14 protein-coding genes are annotated in these 20,941 nt (G+C 35.7%); all 14 read left to right on the top strand.

Features of this window, described 5'->3' with window-relative positions; all coding sequences use genetic code 11:
* Positions 1-117 precede the first annotated feature (117 nt).
* The 14 genes from NJT12_RS13660 to NJT12_RS13595 all read left to right on the top strand — a co-directional run bounded on the left by NJT12_RS13660 (position 118) and on the right by NJT12_RS13595 (position 20,860).
* Positions 118-1,158 carry a LacI family DNA-binding transcriptional regulator gene (locus tag NJT12_RS13660; protein ID WP_271336479.1) on the top strand — a complete coding sequence of 347 codons (1,041 nt, stop codon included), beginning with the start codon at positions 118-120 and terminating at the stop codon, positions 1,156-1,158.
* 307 nt (positions 1,159-1,465) lie between these two features.
* Positions 1,466-3,631, top strand: a complete 2,166-nt coding sequence (locus tag NJT12_RS13655) for an alpha-glucuronidase family glycosyl hydrolase (RefSeq protein WP_271336478.1) — start codon at positions 1,466-1,468, stop codon at positions 3,629-3,631.
* A gap of 16 nt (positions 3,632-3,647) precedes the next feature.
* Complete coding sequence (locus NJT12_RS13650; RefSeq protein ID WP_271336477.1) at positions 3,648-4,385, top strand: SDR family NAD(P)-dependent oxidoreductase; 738 nt, start codon at positions 3,648-3,650, stop codon at positions 4,383-4,385.
* Positions 4,386-4,403: 18 nt separating this feature from the next.
* Entirely contained in the window at positions 4,404-5,588 is a 1,185-nt protein-coding gene (gene uxuA, locus NJT12_RS13645; RefSeq protein WP_271336487.1) for a mannonate dehydratase, read from the top strand.
* Positions 5,589-5,625: 37 nt separating this feature from the next.
* Positions 5,626-6,744, top strand: coding sequence for an endo-1,4-beta-xylanase (locus tag NJT12_RS13640; RefSeq protein WP_271336476.1), 1,119 nt, complete (start codon positions 5,626-5,628; stop codon positions 6,742-6,744).
* 265 nt (positions 6,745-7,009) lie between these two features.
* Complete coding sequence (locus tag NJT12_RS13635) at positions 7,010-8,443, top strand: MFS transporter (protein WP_271336475.1); 1,434 nt, start codon at positions 7,010-7,012, stop codon at positions 8,441-8,443.
* Positions 8,444-8,471: 28 nt separating this feature from the next.
* Entirely contained in the window at positions 8,472-9,506 is a 1,035-nt protein-coding gene (locus NJT12_RS13630) for a glycoside hydrolase family 43 protein (protein WP_271336474.1), read from the top strand.
* Between the two features lie 47 nt (positions 9,507-9,553).
* Positions 9,554-10,273, top strand: coding sequence for an NUDIX hydrolase (locus NJT12_RS13625; RefSeq protein WP_271336473.1), 720 nt, complete (start codon positions 9,554-9,556; stop codon positions 10,271-10,273).
* 157 nt (positions 10,274-10,430) lie between these two features.
* Positions 10,431-11,441 (top strand): GntR family transcriptional regulator, encoded by a 1,011-nt coding sequence (locus tag NJT12_RS13620; protein ID WP_271336472.1) that lies wholly within the window; start codon positions 10,431-10,433, stop codon positions 11,439-11,441.
* 3 nt (positions 11,442-11,444) lie between these two features.
* On the top strand, positions 11,445-12,929 hold the full coding sequence (locus tag NJT12_RS13615) for a xylulokinase (protein ID WP_271336471.1): 1,485 nt from the start codon (positions 11,445-11,447) through the stop codon (positions 12,927-12,929).
* Between the two features lie 4 nt (positions 12,930-12,933).
* Positions 12,934-14,259: a xylose isomerase gene (gene xylA, locus NJT12_RS13610; RefSeq protein WP_271336470.1), complete on the top strand. Its 1,326-nt coding sequence runs from the start codon at positions 12,934-12,936 to the stop codon at positions 14,257-14,259.
* Between the two features lie 383 nt (positions 14,260-14,642).
* The gene (gene fsa / locus NJT12_RS13605) at positions 14,643-15,299 is read left to right on the top strand and encodes a fructose-6-phosphate aldolase (RefSeq protein ID WP_271336469.1); all 657 of its coding nucleotides are present in this window, start codon (positions 14,643-14,645) and stop codon (positions 15,297-15,299) included.
* Positions 15,300-15,814: 515 nt separating this feature from the next.
* Positions 15,815-18,904 (top strand): SusC/RagA family TonB-linked outer membrane protein, encoded by a 3,090-nt coding sequence (locus NJT12_RS13600; RefSeq protein ID WP_271336468.1) that lies wholly within the window; start codon positions 15,815-15,817, stop codon positions 18,902-18,904.
* A 12-nt stretch (positions 18,905-18,916) separates the two neighbouring features.
* The gene (locus NJT12_RS13595; protein ID WP_271336467.1) at positions 18,917-20,860 is read left to right on the top strand and encodes a RagB/SusD family nutrient uptake outer membrane protein; all 1,944 of its coding nucleotides are present in this window, start codon (positions 18,917-18,919) and stop codon (positions 20,858-20,860) included.
* Positions 20,861-20,941 lie beyond the last annotated feature (81 nt).

The following is a 20,941-nucleotide window of genomic DNA, read 5'->3' as shown; positions in this document are numbered from 1 at the left end:
AAGATTTTAGGGTATCAAAATATTTCTAGTGTAATTGATACAACAGGCTTAATTTTTAAAGAATTTACTATTATATCACTAAAATAATTACATTTACTAATTATAGTATTTTAATTTATGGAAGAGCACAAGCATGTAACGATTTATGATATTGCCAAAAAACTGAATCTTGCAACATCGACTATTTCAAGGGCTTTAAAAGATCACCATAGTATAAGTGATAAGACAATTAAAAAAGTAAAACAAACTGCCAAAGAAATGGGGTTTGTTCCTAATACTTTAGCAGCTGGTCTTCGCGGTAATAAGTCTAAAACTATCGGTATTTTAATCCCAACGGTTACACAGCCTTTTTTATCCTCTCTAATCAGCGGCATTGAGATTGCGGCTCGTAAATCTGAATATTCAGTTATTATTATGCAGTCGCATGACTCTTACGATGTCGAAGTAAATCTGGCTAAATCCTTGTATAGTAACCGTGTAAGCGGGGTTATATGTTCTTTGGCGATGGAGACAAAAGATACTTCTCATTTTAAGCAGTTTTCAAATAATAATATTCCACTTGTATTTGTTGACAGGGTTCCCAGGGATTATGATACTTTTAGGGTTGTAATTAATAATCATCTGGCTGGTTACAAAGCAACAAAACATTTGATAGAACAAGGTTGCAAAAGAATAGCGCACTTAACTGCCGGTTCAGAATTTGGCACTCTTTATAATGAAAGAAAAAGGGGGTATATTGATGCCTTAATAGAGCATGATTTGCCTATTGATGAGGATTTAATCATAAGCTTAAAACATATGACCTATGAAGAAGGAGTAAAAGCCTGTAATCACTTATTTAATTTGAAAGAAGCGCCGGATGGTCTATTTGCTCCCGGAGATATTCTGGCGGTAAGTGCCGTTCAGACTGCTAAAAAAAGAGGCATTAAAGTACCTGAAGATTTTGCAGTTATAGGATTTAATAATGACCCAATCTCAGAAATAATTGAACCAAACATTTCGACTATAACCCATCCTGCAGAGAAAATGGGCAAGGCTGCTGCCGAGTTAATTATTAAAAATCTTAAATCTGTTAAAGATGAGGAAGATGATGCAAAAGAAATTACTTTTCTAAATACACAAGTATTAATTCGTGAGTCGTCCTCAAGGAAAATTTAAGCAACATTTTTAAATCTAAAAAAGGCCTGGTGATATAAATTATATTACCAGGCCTTTTTTTATCAAATATTCTAATGATCTAAATATGGAAGGATGATTTAATAGACCAGAGTAGTAAGTAAAATATTTTTTTTATTTTTTTATTGCATTTTTTTTGTATTTTTTTTGTATTTTAGCACAACCGATTGCGATTCTCATAATATTTTTAATAACATATTTTTTTGGTATTTTTTCTGCTGATAGGTTTGTTTTAAATGGGAATAAGTGATTTATGTTTAAAATTAAACACAAAAAAAAATAAAATTAAATGACCGGTATAAAAAAGACTTTTCTAAGATTATTGGCACTATTTTTTATGATTTCCGGGACTGCATCAGCACAAAAGGATTATAAATTATGGCTTCGATACGATAAGATACAAGACGCTGTAATTGCTTCAGAATATAAAAACAATCTTAAGGGAATTGTTTCATTGGGAAGTTCTGAAACTGCAAAAATTTCTTTAGCGGAATTAGAAACGGGAATATCCCATATGCTCGAAAATAAACCTGAAATTCGATCAGCAATCAATGGAGAAAATAATTTAATTGTGGGGTCTCAAACGGCTCTAAATTCGGATTTGAAAAAAGTGCTTGCATCTGATTTCGACAAAATAAACAATGAAGGCTTTATTATTAAATCTATTTCATTAAAAAATAAAAAACAGATTGTCATTACCGGAAAAAATGATGTTGGGGTTTTATATGGTGTTTATAGTTTTCTGCGATTGATTCAGACTAATAAATCAATTAAAAACTTAAGTATTGTTGATTCTCCAAAAATAAATCTTCGGGTATTAAACCATTGGGACAATTTAGATCGTACTGTTGAGCGTGGTTATGCTGGTTTCTCTTTATGGAATTGGCAAAAATTACCTGATTTTATCGATCAGCGTTATATTGATTATGCCAGAGCAAATGCCTCAATTGGGATTAACGGTACAGTTTTGACGAATGTAAACGCAAACGCCTTGATCCTGACACCACAATATTTAGAGAAAATAGAAGCGCTGGCGAATGTATTTCGACCATACGGGATAAAAGTATATTTGACGGCTAGGTTTTCGGCACCAATCGAAATTGGAGGTTTAAAAACGGCAGATCCAAAAGATGTTGCAGTGGCAAATTGGTGGAAAGATAAAGCGAAAGAAATCTATAAAAGAATCCCTGATTTTGGTGGGTTTTTGGTAAAAGCAAATTCTGAGGGTCAGCCAGGTCCTCAAAATTACGGAAGAGATCATGTCGACGGTGCTAATATGTTGGCCGATGCCGTAGCACCTTTTGGCGGTGTAATTATGTGGAGGGCTTTTGTATATTCTGAACATGATGCAAATGATCGTGCCAAACAGGCTTACGCCGAATTTCAGCCGTATGACGGAAAATTTAAAGACAACGTAATTGTTCAGGTAAAAAACGGAGCGATCGATTTTCAGCCCAGAGAACCATTCCATCCGTTGTTTGGGGCAATGAAAAAAACGCCTATAATGATGGAGTTTCAGATTACGCAGGAATATTTGGGTTTTAGTACGCATTTGGCTTATTTGCCAAAATTATTTCAGGAAGTTTTAGCATCAGATACTTATCAAAAAGGCAAAGGCTCGACAGTGGCCAAAGTTATTGATGGATCACTAACCCATACAAAACTTACCGGAATTGCCGGGGTTTCGAATATAGGAAACGATCTTAATTGGACCGGGCATCCTTTTGCGCAGGCAAATTGGTACGGCTTTGGTCGATTGGCCTGGGATCCGTATTTAGACTCAGAACTTATTGCTGACGAATGGTTGAGATGTACTTTTTCGAACGATGAAAATTTCATTAAACCAGTAAAAGAAATGATGATTACCTCAAGAGAAGCAGTGGTCAATTATATGACACCTCTTGGTTTGCATCATATTATGGACACTGGACATCATTATGGCCCGGGCCCGTGGATTTCTGATTTATCGAGACCGGAATGGAATCCGACTTATTATCATAAAGCGGATAAAAACGGAATTGGATTTGATCGTGCAAAAACCGGTACCAATGCGACAGCTCAATATGCGCCGGAAGTAGAAAAGGTTTTTGATAATCTCGAAACTTGTCCGGAACAGGATTTACTATGGTTTCATCATGTTTCGTGGGATTATAAACTAAAAAACGGTCAGACACTCTGGAACGGTATGGCTTTAAAATATCAGGAAGGTGTAAATCAGGTTCAGGAAATGCAAAAGACCTGGAATAATGCAGGGAAATATGTTGATGAAGAACGTTTTAAAGAAGTTCAAATGTTGTTAGAAATTCAATCTAAAGAAGCGAAATGGTGGCGAGATGCCTGTTTGCTTTATTTTCAGCAATATTCAGGTAAAGAATTGCCTGTAGGAGTAGAGAAACCAAAACAAACATTAGAGTATTTTAAATCATTAAAATTTCCGTTTGCACCCGGAAATTAATTATATAAGAAAAAAAATGAGCACAAAAACAGCCATTGTAACTGGAGGAAATTCAGGTTTGGGTTTTGCAACCGCGAAAAAATTATGTGATAACGGAATCAAAACGTATATCATTGGAAGATCAAAAGAAAAGACAGAAGAAGCTTGCGCAGAGATTGGTGCAAATGCCATTGCGATTTTATACGATCTAAATGATATTGCCGGAATTCCTGCTATGATCGAAAGCATCACTAAAGATAATCCGATTGGCATTTTGGTGAACAATGCCGGAATCAATCTTAAAAAAGAATTTCTGGAGGTTACGGATGAAGATTTTCTATCGATAATTCATACCAATCTTTTGAGCGTTTTTGCCATAAGTAAAGCTGTGGTGCAAAACATGAAAGAAAATAATGGGGGAAATATTGTCAACATCAGTTCGATGGCATCTCAATACGGAATCCCGAAAGTAATTGCGTATTCGGCAAGCAAAGGCGCAATCGAATCGATGACAAGGGCAATGGCAGTAGAGTTGGCTCCGTTTGGCATTCGTGTCAATTGTGTGGCGCCGGGTTTTATCAAAACAAAAATGTCGGCAAAAGCTTTAGACAGCGATCCTGAGAGAAAAAATAAAGTACTTTCAAGAACGCCAATGGGAATTTTAGGAGAACCATCGGATATTGCAGATGCCGTATTTTATTTTGCATCAAGCGAATCAAAATTTACAACAGGAACTATTTTGCCTGTAGATGGCGGGAATAGTATTGGATTCTAATTTTAAAATACAATGATTATGATCAAAATGCAGCAAACCATGCGCTGGTTCGGTCCTCAGGATTCTGTAAAACTATTAGACATTAAGCAGGCAGGAGCAGCGGGAATTGTAACAGCTTTGCATCAAATTCCGGTTGGAGAAATCTGGACCGTTCCCGCTATTAAAGAAAGACAGCAAATAATAAAAGAAGCAGGATTAGAATGGATAGTGGTAGAAAGTTTGCCGGTTCATGAAGAAATAAAAAGAGCTACGGGAAACTATTTGCTGTATATAGAAAATTATAAAATCAGTATAAAGAATCTTTCAGATTGTGGCATTAAAGTGATTACATATAATTTTATGCCCATTTTAGACTGGGTTCGAACCAATCATAATTTTGTAAATGAAGACGGAAGCAAAGCACTTTTGTACAATCAGGACGCTTTTACTTATTTTGATGTTTATCTTTTGAAAAGACCAAATGTTGAAAATGATTATTCTGAAACAGAGAAAGAAAATGCGCTGCAATTTGGCAGCCAACTTTCCGAAGAAGAAAAAGCATTACTTTTTAAAAATGTTTTATTGGGATTACCGGGAAGTAAAATCAATTTTACAGCAGAACAAATTCTTTCATTATTAGAGGATTATGCTGATATTGATAATGCGAAACTAAGAGAAAACCTGATTTATTTTTTAACGCAAATAGCTCCAATTGCTTCAGAATATGGTGCGAAATTAGCGATTCATCCTGATGATCCGCCATTTTCGGTTTTGGGTTTGCCCAGAATAGTTTCTACAGAAGAAGATCTGAAAGCAATTTTTGACGCAGTTCCGTTCAATTTAAATGGTTTGTGTTATTGTACAGGTTCTTTAGGAGCAAATCCTGATAATAGTCTGGAGAGAATTATAGACGATTATGGAGACCGAATTCACTTTTTGCATCTCCGAAATACTTTCCGTGAAAGCGAAACTATTTTCAGGGAATCAGAACATTTAAAAGGTGATACTAAGATAGAAATTATTGTAGAAAAGCTTCTTCTGTTAATGAACAAAACAAAAGTAAGTCTACCCATGCGTCCGGATCATGGCTTCTTGCATTCGGTTGATGCAACCAAAGAAACATATCCCGGATATTCTCTTGTAGGCAGATTAAAAGGCCTTGCTGAATTAAGAGGGTTAGAAATGGGAATTGCTTATAAATTAACCCAATTGTCAGCCGAATAGAAAAATAAAATCTAACTATTAATCTAAAACAATAAAAATGAAATTTAGTAATTATTATTTGCTGCTGGTATCTCTAATAGTATTAAGCAGTTGTAATGCGAAAAAGCAAGAAGTAAAAACAGTCTCTTTAAAAGACAGTTATAAAGATGATTTTTATATCGGGACAGCTTTAAGTGCTGATCAAATCGAGGGAAAAGATGCCAAAGTAGATTCTTTGGTTAAAAAAGAATTTAATGCTATAACAGCAGAAAATATTATGAAGTCGATGTTTGTGCATCCTTCCCCAGATAAATACGATTTTGCCTTAACAGATAAATTTGTGGCCTATGGCGAAAAAAATAAGATGTTTATTCATGGTCATACTTTGATCTGGCATAGTCAATTGGCTCCGTGGATGGAAAAAATTAAAGACAGTACAGAGATGAAAGCTTTCATGAAAGATCATATCACTACAATTGTTTCCAAATACAAAGGAAGAATTAATTCCTGGGATGTTGTCAACGAAGCTCTAAATGAAGATGGTACTTTGAGAAAATCTGTTTTTTTGAACACACTGGGAGAAAGATATCTTGTTGATGCTTTTAAATTAGCTGCTGCTGCTGATCCCAAAGTAGATTTGTATTATAACGATTACAATATCGAAGAACCTGCTAAAAGGGAAGGTGCTATTAAGTTGATAAAAAAAATAAAATCAGCCGGCGGAAAAATTGACGGCGTTGGTATTCAGGGGCATTGGAGATTGGCGAGCCCTTCTTTAGATGAAATCGAGAAAAGTATCCTGGCTTATTCCAAGCTTGGTATTAAAGTGGCTATTACTGAACTTGATATTACAGTGCTTCCAAATCCGTGGGACTTAAAAGGAGCAGATGTGAATCAGAATTTTGAAGGAAGTGCAAAAATGAATCCTTACCCGGAAAAACTTCCAGATTCTATTCAGGTTAAACTTGCGGAGCGTTATGCTTCAATCTTTAAATTATTCTTAAAACATAAAGATAAAATCAGCCGTGTAACATTTTGGGGAGTTCATGACGGGCAGTCCTGGTTGAATGACTGGCCCATAAAAGGGCGTACAAATTATCCATTATTGTTTGATACAAAGCTACATCCTAAAAAAGCATACAACAGTGTTCAACAATTAAAAGAATCAAAAGAATAATTTTTGAGGTCTAAAAGGCTTGTTTTTTGTGAATTGTTTTACAATCGGTTGTTTTTAAAATCATTATAATAATTAAGCGAAGTATATTTGCATAATATGTTTTTTTAGCTAATTTTACACAACCGATTGTTTGAAACGAAAGACTTTTTTTTTAAGCATTACATCAAATAAGGAGACCGGAAAAATGATAAAATAAATTCTTATTATTATAAAATCAAAAATTGTTTTTTGATTTTGAATTAACCAAAATAACCACAAACCAATAATGAATTACATTTCTCAAAAATTATCCATTAAAGAAAAAATCGGATATAGCTTAGGCGACCTGGCAGCCAATTTAGTTTTCCAGACTCTGATGACCTATCTGGCTTATTTTTATACGGATATCTACGGATTATCACCAACAGATTCTTCAATAATAATGCTGGTCGTGGGATTAATTGCAGCCTTTATATTTAACCCTATTATTGGTATATTGGCCGACAGAACGAGTACCAAATGGGGAAAGTTCAGACCCTGGATTTTAATTACGGCAATCCCGCTGGGCGTTATTGCTTTATTGGCTTTTTCGACACCTAATTTTTCGTATCACGGAAAAGTAATTTACGCAGTAGTAACCTACACTTTATTATTGCTTTTTTATGCGAGTAATAACTTGCCCTATTCGGCTTTAAGCGGGGTAATAACAGGTGATATGCGTGAGAGAAATAGTATGTCGTCATATCGTTTTGTGGCAGTTATGTTTGCACAGTTTTTTGTTCAGGTTTTCATGCTGGGTATTATTAAAAGTGCCGGAAACGGAGATAAAGCTGTGGGTATCGAAAAAGTGATGACAGTACTGGCTATAATAGGTACAATCATGTTGTTAATCACGTTTTTAACAACTAAGGAGCGTATTATTCCAAAGCCGGAACAAAAGTCAAGTATTAAGGAAGATCTAAATGATTTAAAGAAAAATACACCATGGCTGATCATGCTTGCCCTTACGACTTTGGTTTTTATAACCCTGGCGATGAAAGGCGGTTCGTATGTGTATTATTTTGAAAACTATGTTAATAAAGAGCAATTGGCTCTTTTTATTCAGCCCATTTTAGAAGTTTTGTCTAATATAGGATTAAATTATTTTGGAAATGATGCCGTATCGGCTGGATTTGGATTGTTCAATGCTGGTGGTATTATCTTTATGATTGTCGGAATTACATTGTCTAAAAATCTTGCAGATAAATACGGAAAGCGAAATGTATTTAGATTGTTTTTGTTTATTTCGACACTATTTGTGCTTGCATTTTACTTTTTTACACCTCAATCTATCAGTTTGATGTTTTTCTCCCAAATCCTGCACGGATTTTTCTACGGAATCACAATTCCAATTCTTTGGGCAATGATTGCAGATGTGGCTGATTACTCCGAATGGCTAAACAATCGTCGTGCCACGGCCATTATCTTTTCGGCTATGATGGTGGGCTTAAAAGCAGGTTTGAGCATAGGGGGAGCGTTGACGACGTTATTTTTGGGATATTTTCATTATGTACCAAACTCTACAGTACAAACGGATATTGCGATAAACGGAATAAAATTATTGGTGAGTATTTTTCCTGCTATTCCATTTTTGGTGGGAGTTGCCTTGTTGTTTTGCTATAAAATCAATAAGAAAATGGAAGTGCAGATAGAAACCGATTTAAAAGAACGAAGAAATTAATTATTTAAAATAAAACCTAAAAACGAATATGCCTGAAGATAGTATTGAACAAATTAATTTCGAGCAAATTAATAAATTAGCCATTTCGAAACCTTTAGTTTCGCACATGTACACGGCTGATCCATCAGCGCATGTATTTAACGGTAACATTTATATTTATCCTTCGCATGATATTGATGCCGGGATTCCATTTAACGATAATGGCGATCATTTTGGTATGGAGGATTATCATGTATTTTCGATGAATGATATTCAATCAGAAGTTGTTGATAATGGTGTTGCTCTGCATGTAGATGAAGTTGCCTGGGCCGAAAAACAAATGTGGGCGCCTGATGCGGCCTGCAAAAACGGAAAGTATTATCTGTATTTTCCGGCCAAACGTGCCAACGGAATTTTCCAGATTGGTGTTGCCATAAGCGATTCTCCGGTTGGGCCATTTATGCCGGAACCCGATGCTATAAAAGGAAGTTATAGTATTGATCCTGCTGTTTTTGAAGATGAAGACGGTAAACATTATATTTATTTTGGCGGAATTTGGGGCGGACAACTTCAAAAATACCGAAATAATAAATACGACCCGGCTCACGAAGAACCAATGGGCAGTGAACCTGCTTTAGGTCCTATTGTGGCGCTGTTGAGAGAAGATATGTTAGAGTTTGCCGAGGAACCAAAAGAAATCAAAATTCTCGATGAAAATGGAGAAATCTTATTGGCAGCAGATAATGATCGTCGTTTTTTTGAAGCTTCCTGGGTACATAAATACAACAATAAATATTACTTCTCGTATTCTACTGGCGATACACATTTTATCTGTTATGCTATAGGTGATAGTCCTTATGGACCATTCACATATCAGGGGAGAATACTGAATCCTGTAGTTGGCTGGACTTCGCATCATTCTATTTGTAAAGTAGAGAATGATTGGTATTTGTTTTACCACGATTCGAGCTTGTCAAAAGGAGTAACGCATTTGCGAAGTATGAAAGTAACCAAAATTGATTATGCAGAAGATGGTTCAATTGTTACCATAGATCCGTACGGGATAAGAAGATTGATTGATTAGATAGCTGCTTATTGAAAATAATAGTAATAGTTTTAAATTTATTTTCTATGGATAAAGGAGATGAAAAAAGGAATAATACCAGCAATCAATATAGTACAAATCCAATAGAAATTGATTGTGTGATCTTTAATTTTGAAGGAGAAAGTCTGAAAGTTTTGCTGGTCAAACATAAAGACAATCAGGGAAATCTAAATTTTGAACTGGCGAATGATTATATAAAAGAGGGGGGGACCATTTCGAGTACTGCCCAGAATATTTTAAAAAAGTACATTGGTATTGACAATTTCTTTCTTGAACAATTGAAAGCCTTTGGTTATCCGTCTCCATCATCTTGTCAGGAAGATATTTCGATAGGATATTATGCGATGGTAAAAAAAGATATCGAGGATATAGAAAATGAAATTTTTAACCCCAATGTTGCATGGATTGGTATTAACGAAATTGCTGGTTTAAACGATAAACACAAAGTTATTTTAGATTATAGTCTAAAAGAATTACGGAAGAATATTTGCAAAAGCGCGATTGGATTTAATTTATTACCGGAGAAATTTACGTTGTTACAAGTCATGCATCTTTACGAAGAAATTTTGGGAATCGAAATCAATAAATCTAATTTTAGGAGAAAGATATTGCAAATGGATTTGATACAGGATTCAAACCAAAAAGAAGAAGCAGTTTCGCACAGGGCTGCAAAACTTTACAGAATAAATTTACAACAGAATGAAATGCTATCACAAAGAGAACTTAATTTTAATTTTAATAGTTGATTTCGATAGTCGTAGATTTAACTGATGTTTTCCTGATGAGGTTTACGAAGCAATGTTTGTGCAATTTTAATAAGATTAAAAAGTTAACATTTTTTGCCTGAATAGTATTTTTTTTTAAAAGACATTTGCCTATATTAGCATACCAGAACAGAACAGTATGCATAACAAAGAACAGGAAGAATTTGTCTTTACAATAAATCACGATAGTGACATTCCAAAATACCAGCAATTGGTCAACGGAATCAATAATGCGATTGCGGAGAATATATTGCAAAAGGGTGATTTGCTTCCGTCGGTGAATAGTATATGCAAGACGAATCAGTTGTCGAGAGATACGGTTTTTAAGGCATATTCTATTTTAAAAGACCAAAACAGCATTGATTCTGTGCCCAATAAAGGCTATTATGTATCGGGCGAAACGAGAAAAGTACTTTTGGTATTGGATACTTTTAAGGCGTATAAAGAGGTTTTGTATCATTCGTTTGTAAACAATTTGGGAGATAATGTGATTACGGATGTGCAGTTTCATCATTATAATATTGATGTTTTTAAAACGATCATTAATAATAGTGTGGGGAAGTATTACAAATATGTGGTGATGAATTTTGATCATAAAGAAGTGTCACCTACTTTGTCTGTAATTGCCAATGAAAAGCTGTTGCTGATCGATTGGAACATTCATACACAAAAGCAAAATAATTATGTTTTTCAGGATTTCGGGAAAGCATTTTATAATGCGCTGGAGGAGGCGGTGGATTTGTTTAGAAAGTATAAAAACATACAGTTTATTTATCCAGATTATACAAATCATCCAAAAGAGACATTGGAATTTTTTAAGAAATTTTGTGCTGATTTTAGTTTTGAATATGAAGTGATTACTGATGCAAAAAAGTTTAATATAGAGAAAGGAATTGCTTATATCAGTGTGAGTGATCGAATACTGGGGCACTTTCTGGAACAATGCAAAGAGAAAGATTTAGAGCCGGGAACGGATGTTGGTTTTTTGTCGTACAACGAAACGCCAATGAAGAAATTTATATACAAAGGGATTTCGGTTATTTCGACTGATTTCAAAGAATTAGGAACAAAAGCGGCAGCGTTTATTACACAGGATGAGGTTGTTCAGCGCTACGTGCCAACGAAATTAATAATAAGAGAATCATTATAAGTTATGTATTATATAGGATATGATATTGGAAGTTCTTCGGTCAAGGTTGCCTTGGTGGAAGCCGAAACAGGAAAAAGAATAATCGTTTTGCATGAACCGCAAAACGAAATGGAAATTGTGTCACTGCATCCCGATTGGGCAGAGCAGGATCCTGAAATCTGGTGGCAGCACATTTGTGTAGCGACTAAAAGAGCGATTCGTGAAGCGAATATTGAAGCTTCTAAAATTCAGGGAATTGGTATATCCTATCAAATGCACGGACTCGTTATTGTGGACGAAACACGCAACCCATTGCGTAATGCGATCATCTGGTGTGACAGCCGTGCGGTCGAAATTGGGAATGCGGCTTTCGCTGAAATAGGGCAGGAAAAATGTATGGACCACTTATTGAATTCTCCAGGAAATTTTACCGCTTCGAAACTAAAATGGGTCAAGGAAAATGAACCTGAAATTTACAAGCAGGTGTACAAATACATGCTGCCAGGAGATTATATCGCCTATAAATTGACGGGTGATATTACGACCACAAAAAACGGTCTCTCTGAAGGGATGCTTTGGGATTATAAAGAAAACAAAGTGGCCAATTGGCTGCTGGATTATTACGGAATCGATCCATCATTAACGCCAGATATTGTAGAGAATTTTACGAATCAGGGCGTTTTAAACGAAAAAGCTTCGAAAGAATCAGGATTACCAATTGGGATTCCTGTGGTATACAGAGCAGGAGATCAGCCCAATAATGCGCTGTCACTGAATGTGCTGAATCCGGGTGAAGTAGCGGCAACAGGTGGGACTTCGGGAGTTTTTTACGCGGTTGGCGAAATGACATCCGGGAAAAGTACAAGAGTAAACAATTTTGTACATGTGAATTACGAATTAGAAACTCCCAGAATTGGTAAATTATTAAACATCAACGGAGCCGGAATTCAATACCGTTGGCTGCGAAATAATATGGGCGATGAAACCTATGAATCGATGAACAGGAAAGCGTCGAAGATTGGCATAGGTTCAGATGGAGTTGTGGTGATTCCGTTTGGGAATGGTGCTGAGCGTATGTTTAACAATAAAAATATTGGTACGCACTTTTTGAACCTCAACTTAAATATTCACAATAATGCACATTTGTTCAGAGCTGCCTTAGAAGGAATTGCTTTTTCGTTTGTGTACGGAATGGAATGTCTAAAAGAGGATCATGCGACGATTAATGTGATTAGGGCGGGGAATGATAATTTGTTCCGTTCAGAGATTTTTTCGAATACGGTTGCAACATTAATTGGGCATGAAATCGAAATTTATAATACAACAGGAGCAGTTGGAGCGGCAAGAGCGGTAGGTTTAAAAGATGGTGATTACAATAAATTTGGATCAAGCATTACGACCAACGATCACGTGATGACTTTTTTACCGCTAAAAAATAGGGAGCCGTATGATAAGGCGTATCAAAAATGGAAACAAGAATTAGAATTTATATTAACACATAAAAAATAAAGAAATGGTAGTTTTAGGAAATAAAGAATACTATAAAGGTATTGGTCAAATTAAATTTGAAGGAAAGGATTCTGATAATCCGTTGGCATTTAAATATTACAATCCGGATCAGGTTGTAGCGGGAAAAACAATGCGCGAGCACTTTAGATTTGCCATTGCGTACTGGCATACGTTCTGCGGACAGGGAAGCGATCCGTTTGGCCCGGGAACACAAAATTTTGCCTGGGACCAATCTTCAGATCCTATTCAGGCAGCAAAAGACAAAGCCGATGCAGCGTTTGAATTCATCAGTAAAATGGGATTTGATTATTTCTGTTTTCACGATTATGATTTAGTGGCTGAAGGGCCAACTTTTGCAGAATCTGAAAGACGTTTAACAACGATTACAGAATATCTTAAAGAGAAAAAAGCAGCATCAGGAATAAAATTGCTTTGGGGAACGTCGAACTGTTTTTCGAATCCAAGATTCATGAACGGAGCTGCGACAAATCCTGATTTTAATGTGTTGGCAAGAGCCGGAGGACAAGTAAAACTGGCGCTTGACGCAACAATTGCTTTAGACGGAGAAAATTATGTATTCTGGGGCGGACGTGAAGGTTATATGTCATTATTGAATACAGATATGGGTAGAGAACTGGACCATATGGCGCAATTCCTGGCGATGTCAAGAGATTATGCAAGATCGCAAGGTTTTAAAGGAACTTTCTTTATCGAGCCAAAACCTATGGAGCCATCAAAACACCAATACGATTTTGACTCGGCTACCGCAATTGGTTTTTTGAAAGAATATGGTTTAGACAAAGATTTTAAAATCAATATCGAAGTCAACCATGCGACATTGGCACAGCATACTTTTCAGCATGAACTTGAAGTGGCTGCAAAAGCAGGAATGTTAGGTAGCATTGATGCCAATAGAGGAGATTACCAAAATGGCTGGGATACAGACCAGTTTCCAAACAACATTCAGGAAACGACAGAAGCGATGTTGGTATTCCTGAAAGCCGGGGGATTACAAGGCGGGGGAGTGAACTTCGATGCAAAAATCAGAAGAAATTCGACTGATCTTGAAGATGTTTTCCATGCGCACATTGGCGGGGCTGATACTTTTGCAAGAGCTTTATTAACGGCTGATAAAATTATTACTTCTTCTCCGTATGAAAAATTAAGAAAAGAAAGATACAGTTCATTTGATTCCGGAAAAGGAAAAGATTTTGCTGACGGAAAATTGAATTTGAAAGATTTATATGCGATCGCACATGATAATGGAGAATTGAATCTTCAAAGCGGAAAACAGGAATTGTTTGAAAATATTATCAATCAATATATTTAAGACATTGAAAGACCTAACAGGTTTTAAAAACCTGTTAGGTATCATTAAAAAAAATAGAGTAATAAAAAAAATCACTAAGGAATTATTATCTTAATATGATAGCTATAAAAGTTAATCCTTTTAAGGCTTTTTCAATAACGATATTTTTTTTGAGATGAAAATTATGCGAATGTGTATTAAGATTATGGTTAAATTTTAAAGATATGGATTCTGAAATAGATTAAGGTTAGTTACTGTTTTTTAATTCAGAACTTTAAAAGAAACCATTTTAATAAAATAATTAATGAGGTTATTTTATTAATGTTTTTTGAAGAATAAAATCGAGATACACATTTTTGCTTACTACATTTTACTACTAACCAAAAATTTAACCACAAAAAACTATGAAATTTTTTATTGATACCGCTAATTTAGAAGATATTAAAGAAGCACAAGCCTTAGGTGTCCTGGATGGTGTTACTACAAATCCGTCCTTAATGGCCAAAGAGGGCATTACCGGAAAAGATAATATTTTAAAACATTATTTAGACATTTGTACTATTGTCGATGGTGATGTTTCAGCAGAAGTAATTTCGATAGATTTTGAAGGAATGATTAGAGAAGGTGAGGAACTTGCTGCTTTGCATCCGCAAATAGTAGTCAAATTACCTATGATCGCAGACGGTGTAAAAGCCTGTAAATATTTTTCTTCCAAAGGCATCAGGACCAATGTTACTTTAGTATTTTCGGCAGGACAAGCTTTATTGGCTGCAAAAGCAGGCGCCACTTATGTTTCGCCTTTTCTGGGAAGACTCGATGATATTTCGACAGACGGCATGCACTTAATTGCTGAAATCAGGGAAATTTATGATAACTATGATTATCAGACACAAATACTTTCAGCCTCGATAAGGCATACGATGCATATTGTAAACTGTGCAAAAGTAGGCTCAGATGTAATGACAGGGCCACTTTCGGCGATAAAAGGACTGTTAAAGCATCCTTTGACAGACATTGGCTTGAACCAATTTATAGAAGACGCTAAAAAGATGAAGTTGTAAGTTTTTAACATGAGCACGGTATAATTTTTTTTTAGGGAATATTATAATAAGCAAGTCTCTTTTCAATACAATTTTGAAAGGAGACTTTTTTTTACTTTAGAAACAACCGATTGCTTGCTTGGTTTAATTTCCGTTTTTTTTACCAAAGTCGCTTTTATGTTAGATAATTTATAAAGCAACCAGTTGTATTTTTCTTTTTTAACAATACTTATATTTCAATAATGACAATTATTCTAAAAATAATGGGCTTTGTGCTCTTTTATGATTTTTTTAATAAATAGCAAGTAACTTCTTTAACTTTTTAAATTTTAGTTCAAAACAACTTATTTGGTTATTAATAATTTATTTTATTGGCAATATAAATAAGTAGAATGTTTTTTATTGTCTATTTTTTTTATTAAATCGCAAATAAAAACATAAACAACCGATTGTGTATTGATTGTTTTTTTTATATTTGTTATAAATACACTTATTAACTAACCAAAAAGAATTTTAACTATCTAAATCAATTTTTTATGACTAACTTTTTTGTTACAAGTAAATCGAAGCATCTAAAATGCTTTTGTTTTTTGATCTTAATGTTTATGCTGTCGCTCCAATCGAGTGCTCAGACAAAAGTCACAGGGACAATATCGGATGCAGGCGGTCCAATTCCTGGAGCAAATGTTAATTTAAAAGGTACAAAAAATGGAGTAAGTACCGGTTTTGACGGTACTTATACTATTAATGTTCCTTCAAATGGAATACTTGTTTTTAGTTTTATAGGTCTGAAGAGCAAAGAAGTTGCTGTTAATGGACAGACCCAGATTAATGTAAAACTTGAAGAGGATTCAAGTGTTTTAAAAGAGGTTGTTGTTATTGGATACGGAACTCAGGTGAAAGAGGCAGTAACAGGTTCAGTAGCTTCTATTGGAGGAAAACAATTAAGTGAAGTGCCAGCTGGTAATATTACTCAGGCATTACAAGGAAGACTTCCTGGTGTAGAATTAACGCAGACTTCTACAAAACCTGGAGCTTCAATGCAGATCCGTATACGCGGAACAAGATCTTTAACAGGGAGTAATGACCCTTTAATTGTTCTTGATGGAGTTCCATTTGCAGGTTCCATAGGAGATATAAATCCTGTTGATATCAAATCAGTTGATATCTTAAAAGATGCTTCTGCAACTGCTATCTATGGTTCGCGTGGTGCAAACGGAGTAGTGCTAATTACAAGTAATAAGGGACGTAAAAACCAAAAAGCTACATTTAATTATAATGGGTTTAGCGGTATTAAGCAGGTTTTTGGTAAATATGATATGATGAATGGAGCTAAGTTTGCAGCACTTCGTGATTATACTGGTTTATATACAGACGGTGTTGATGAATCCAGAGGAACCAATACAGACTGGCAGGATTCACTTTATGGAGCTGGTGAAATGATTAGTCACGATATAAGTGTTACAGGAGGTACAGAACGTGGTGCGTATAACGCGGGTTTAGGATATTATAAAGAGGAGTCTGTTTTACCAGGTCAGAGTTATGAACGTTTTACCCTTAGAGCGGGTTTAGACCAGCAGTTCGGATCATCTTTTCGTATGGGATTCAATACTAATAGTAATTATGCTGTTACTAATGGGGATAATATTGGTACAGGTAATATATTGGGAACTTCTCCCCTGGCAAATCCGTATAATGCAGATGGATCCTTGAAAAGGACAGTAAGGATGGCCGCAGACGATCAATGGGTTTATACAAGGGAATCTATTAAAAATCTTGGAGAATCGTACGTTAATCAAACAAGAGCTTTTAGTTCTTATAATAATATTTTTGCTGAGGTAAAAATACCAGGAGTGGAAGGTTTAAAATATCGTATGAACACGGGGTTAAATTTACGATTGTCTAATAGTGGTTATTATAAGGGACAGGGTGTATTTGATGTAAATGCTACTACAATATCAAATGCCTCTATCAGCAATACTTTATCAACGCAGTGGCTTATTGAGAACCTGATAACCTATGATAAAACTTTTGCCCAAAAACACACTGTTAATTTTGTAGGATTATATTCCAATGAGCAATATACAGGAAATACCTCCCAGATATCAAGAAACGGAATTACTTCTGATGCATTTCAGTTTTACAATTTAGGACAGAGCGAAGAAGAAGCAGTTATAAAACCTGAAAATCAGGATTATACACAGTGGGGATTAAGTTCTTATATGGCAAGGGCAATGTATTCATATGATAATAAATATTTTATTTCCGGAACAATTCGTTCAGACGGTTCATCAAGATTATCCGAAGGAAATAAATGGGTAACATATCCGGCTGTTTCTGCAGGATGGACTATTTCAAATGAGTCTTTTATGAAAAAACTATCTTGGGTTAATTTACTAAAATTGCGTGCAGGTTACGGAGAAACTTCTAACCAGGCTGTTAATCCATATGCTACTTTGGGAGCTTTAAGCACAAGGCCATATAATTTTGGAACTACAAACTCTACAGGTGTATATGTTACAGAATTGCCAAATCCGGATTTAGGATGGGAATTTTCTACCACTTGGAATTATGGAATAGATTTTGGATTTTTTAATAATCGCCTGTCTGGTACAGTTGAATATTATAAGACACATACAAAAGATTTGCTGCAAAGAGTAGGTTTGCCAGCAACATCTGGTGTTAGTGGGTACGTTGCAAACGTTGGAGAAACTGAAAACAAAGGTTACGAAATATCTTTAAACGGGGTCATTTTGGATAATCCAAAAGGATTGAGCTGGTCAGTTGGATTTAACTTATATTCCAATAAGAATAAACTCGTTGCACTTGCTTCGGGATCTCAAAGAGATGAGAGCAACTCTTGGTTTGTAGGGCATAATATAAATTCTATTTATGATTATCAAAAAGTAGGTATCTGGCAGGAGGGTGATCCATATATGTCTATCCTGGAGCCTGGACCAACTGGTATAAACCAGCAGGGAACAGTAGTAGGATCAATAAAAGTTAAATATACAGGAGATTATAATGCCGATGGATCGCCAACACGTGCAATTAATGCAAGTGATAGACAAATCATTGATACTGATCCTGATTTTCAAGGAGGATTTAATACAAATCTAACGTATAAAGGTTTTGATTTTTCAGCTGTTGGAGCCTTTAAAAGCGGTGGGGTATTAGTAAGCACCCTTTATGGAGGAGCTGGTTACCTTAATTTACTTAACGGAAGAAGAAGTAACGTAGATGTGGACTATTGGACACCAGATAATAGAGATGCTGAATACCCAAATCCAAGAGGTATCAGAAGTGGTGATAATCCAAAATATATGTCAACAATGGGTTATTTTGATGCTTCGTATGTGAAAATAAGAGCATTAACTCTGGGATACACATTAGATCAGGAGTTTATGAGGAATTTAGGAATTGAAAAGTTGAGACTTTATTTTACGGCACAAAACCCTTTTGTTCTCTTCTCTCCTTATCATAAACAGTCAGGAATGGATCCGGAAACAAATTCATACGGAGATGAAAATCAGGCTGTAGCTTCTTATCAACGTAGATTCCTGGTCATTGGTACAAATACACCTACCACGAGAAATTATTTATTCGGACTTAATTTAATATTTTAATCAAGAAGAAACATGAAACGATATATTTTTAAAAATTTAATTATAGGATCAGCAGTTTTGTTCTCCTTAGCAGGCTGTTCAGATATTTTAGAAGAAAAACCACATGATTTTTATGAGCCTGGCTATTTTAAGACGGAGCAAGGAGTAATACAGGGATTAACCTCGCATTATGCCCATTTGAGATGGATATATGGACAAGCTTATTATTATAATTCTGTTGAAACCGGTACAGATGAAGCTACTTACGGACAGCAGGCAGATGGAAATTTTAAAGATCATGATTTATCAGGAGTAGGAGTTATTAATCCTACTTCGAGCCGAGCTGATGTAGTGTGGAATAATTCATACAATGATATCAATACGGCTAGCGGAATTATAGAAAATGGTGCGGCTGTAGGGGTTGCAAGCAGCTTAATTGCTGAGTCAAAGTTTTTTAGAGCCTTTGATTATTTCTTACTTGTACAGACATTTGGAGGTGTGCCTTTAGATTTAGGAACGGGTGAACTAAAATTTAACAGCAAGCCATCGAGATCTTCAAAACGCAATACAGTAACAGAGGTGTATACTAAGGCTATTTTTCCTGATTTAGTATCAGCTGTGAATGAACTACCTGATGCTCCCAGATTAACTGGTACTGCAACTAAAACTTTAGCTCGTTTAATCTTGTCAAAAGCTTACCTGACATATGCATGGTGGTTGGAAAACCCAAATAGTATTCCAACATATCCCGATACGCCAAGAACAGATCCAGATGGTCACAATGCACAGTGGTATTTTCAACAGGCTTATAATTTAGCCTTAGAGGGTATAAATAATCCTGGATCATATGCATTATTGCCATACTATTATGATGTGAATTTAGGATCTAATGACCGTAATAAAGAATTAATGCTTTATGCAGACCATACGGAGGCAAGTGAATATTACAATGGCGCAAGTCTTACCTATGGCAGCGGAGGTTCACCTGATAATTTTGCAGGCTGGATGGGGACATTTAATTATACGGCAATAAGAAGTAAAAATGCTGCCGGAGCTGCAGTTTCTACTGTGCAGCGTGCAGCTGATCAATTTTTGGGACGTCCCTGGGTTAGAATGGTACCGCCAATTGAAGTTTTTACAAAAACGTTTGCTGATAAAACAAATGATTCAAGATATGATGGAACCTTTGCGGCCGTTTACCATGGAAACTGGAATTTGATCGGAACTGGATTAACCGATGTTCCGACATTGTATAATGCAAATGGATTACCGGTAAAACCAGGTGACGCTATTATCACTTTTCTGAACAACGAACCAGGTACACCGATTGTATATCCTTCGGGAGCAGGTGATAATGGTGTAGGTGCCGGAGTTTTACCAGGCAGAGCTGATTATGTAATCTCTCCCTTAGGAATTAACCGAATAGTATATCCGGGTTTATGGAAATTAGGACCATATCGTACTGATAATGCCGGGGGATTAGGACAGCCAAATTCCGGCAGTACCAGACCATTTCCGGTTGCTAAATTTTCAGAACTTTATTTTGTTGCCGCAGAAGCTGCAGTAAAAGGGGCTACTGGTTCCATGACAGCAAGAGATCTTGTAAATGTAATAAGATCCCGTGCAGGGAAATGGCGCTGGGATAATAATGGTAAAGTAGCAAAAAGTGCCGATAATAGTGTCTTGTTGACAAGTACAACTCCTGCTATCATTGATATTAACTATATTTTAGCTGAACGTTCCCGTGAATATTACGGGGAAGGCTATCGTTGGTATGATTTAGTAAGAACTCAAAAATGGAACGAACTTGCTGGAACCTACTCTATTGGAGGCTCAAATTACGGTGATCATACACCACAGGTAGTTACAAGAACTATAGAACCACATCATTATTTGCGTCCGATACCGCAAGGCCAGTTAGATGGTATGGAAATGTCGCAAGCAGATAAGGCCGCCTACCAAAATCCAGGCTATTAATATTAATGCTAGAGTAAATTTTACCGCAATTGTAAGTGTTGATTTTACAGAATAACTTCTGTGAGTTGGTTTATAAATTTG

This window comes from Flavobacterium azizsancarii, assembly GCF_027980145.1.
In the GTDB taxonomy this organism is placed as follows: Bacteria; Bacteroidota; Bacteroidia; order Flavobacteriales; family Flavobacteriaceae; genus Flavobacterium; species Flavobacterium azizsancarii.
Note: the sequence above shows the minus strand (reverse complement) of the source record. Positions and strands in the feature narration are given on the sequence as shown.

Coding starts and splice junctions, on each gene's coding strand:
- NJT12_RS13660 (WP_271336479.1), top strand. CDS start 118: ATGGAAGAGCACAAGCATGTAACGATTTATGATATTGCCAAAAAACTG.
- NJT12_RS13655 (WP_271336478.1), top strand. CDS start 1,466: ATGACCGGTATAAAAAAGACTTTTCTAAGATTATTGGCACTATTTTTT.
- NJT12_RS13650 (WP_271336477.1), top strand. CDS start 3,648: ATGAGCACAAAAACAGCCATTGTAACTGGAGGAAATTCAGGTTTGGGT.
- uxuA (WP_271336487.1), top strand. CDS start 4,404: ATGATCAAAATGCAGCAAACCATGCGCTGGTTCGGTCCTCAGGATTCT.
- NJT12_RS13640 (WP_271336476.1), top strand. CDS start 5,626: ATGAAATTTAGTAATTATTATTTGCTGCTGGTATCTCTAATAGTATTA.
- NJT12_RS13635 (WP_271336475.1), top strand. CDS start 7,010: ATGAATTACATTTCTCAAAAATTATCCATTAAAGAAAAAATCGGATAT.
- NJT12_RS13630 (WP_271336474.1), top strand. CDS start 8,472: ATGCCTGAAGATAGTATTGAACAAATTAATTTCGAGCAAATTAATAAA.
- NJT12_RS13625 (WP_271336473.1), top strand. CDS start 9,554: ATGGATAAAGGAGATGAAAAAAGGAATAATACCAGCAATCAATATAGT.
- NJT12_RS13620 (WP_271336472.1), top strand. CDS start 10,431: ATGCATAACAAAGAACAGGAAGAATTTGTCTTTACAATAAATCACGAT.
- NJT12_RS13615 (WP_271336471.1), top strand. CDS start 11,445: ATGTATTATATAGGATATGATATTGGAAGTTCTTCGGTCAAGGTTGCC.
- xylA (WP_271336470.1), top strand. CDS start 12,934: ATGGTAGTTTTAGGAAATAAAGAATACTATAAAGGTATTGGTCAAATT.
- fsa (WP_271336469.1), top strand. CDS start 14,643: ATGAAATTTTTTATTGATACCGCTAATTTAGAAGATATTAAAGAAGCA.
- NJT12_RS13600 (WP_271336468.1), top strand. CDS start 15,815: ATGACTAACTTTTTTGTTACAAGTAAATCGAAGCATCTAAAATGCTTT.
- NJT12_RS13595 (WP_271336467.1), top strand. CDS start 18,917: ATGAAACGATATATTTTTAAAAATTTAATTATAGGATCAGCAGTTTTG.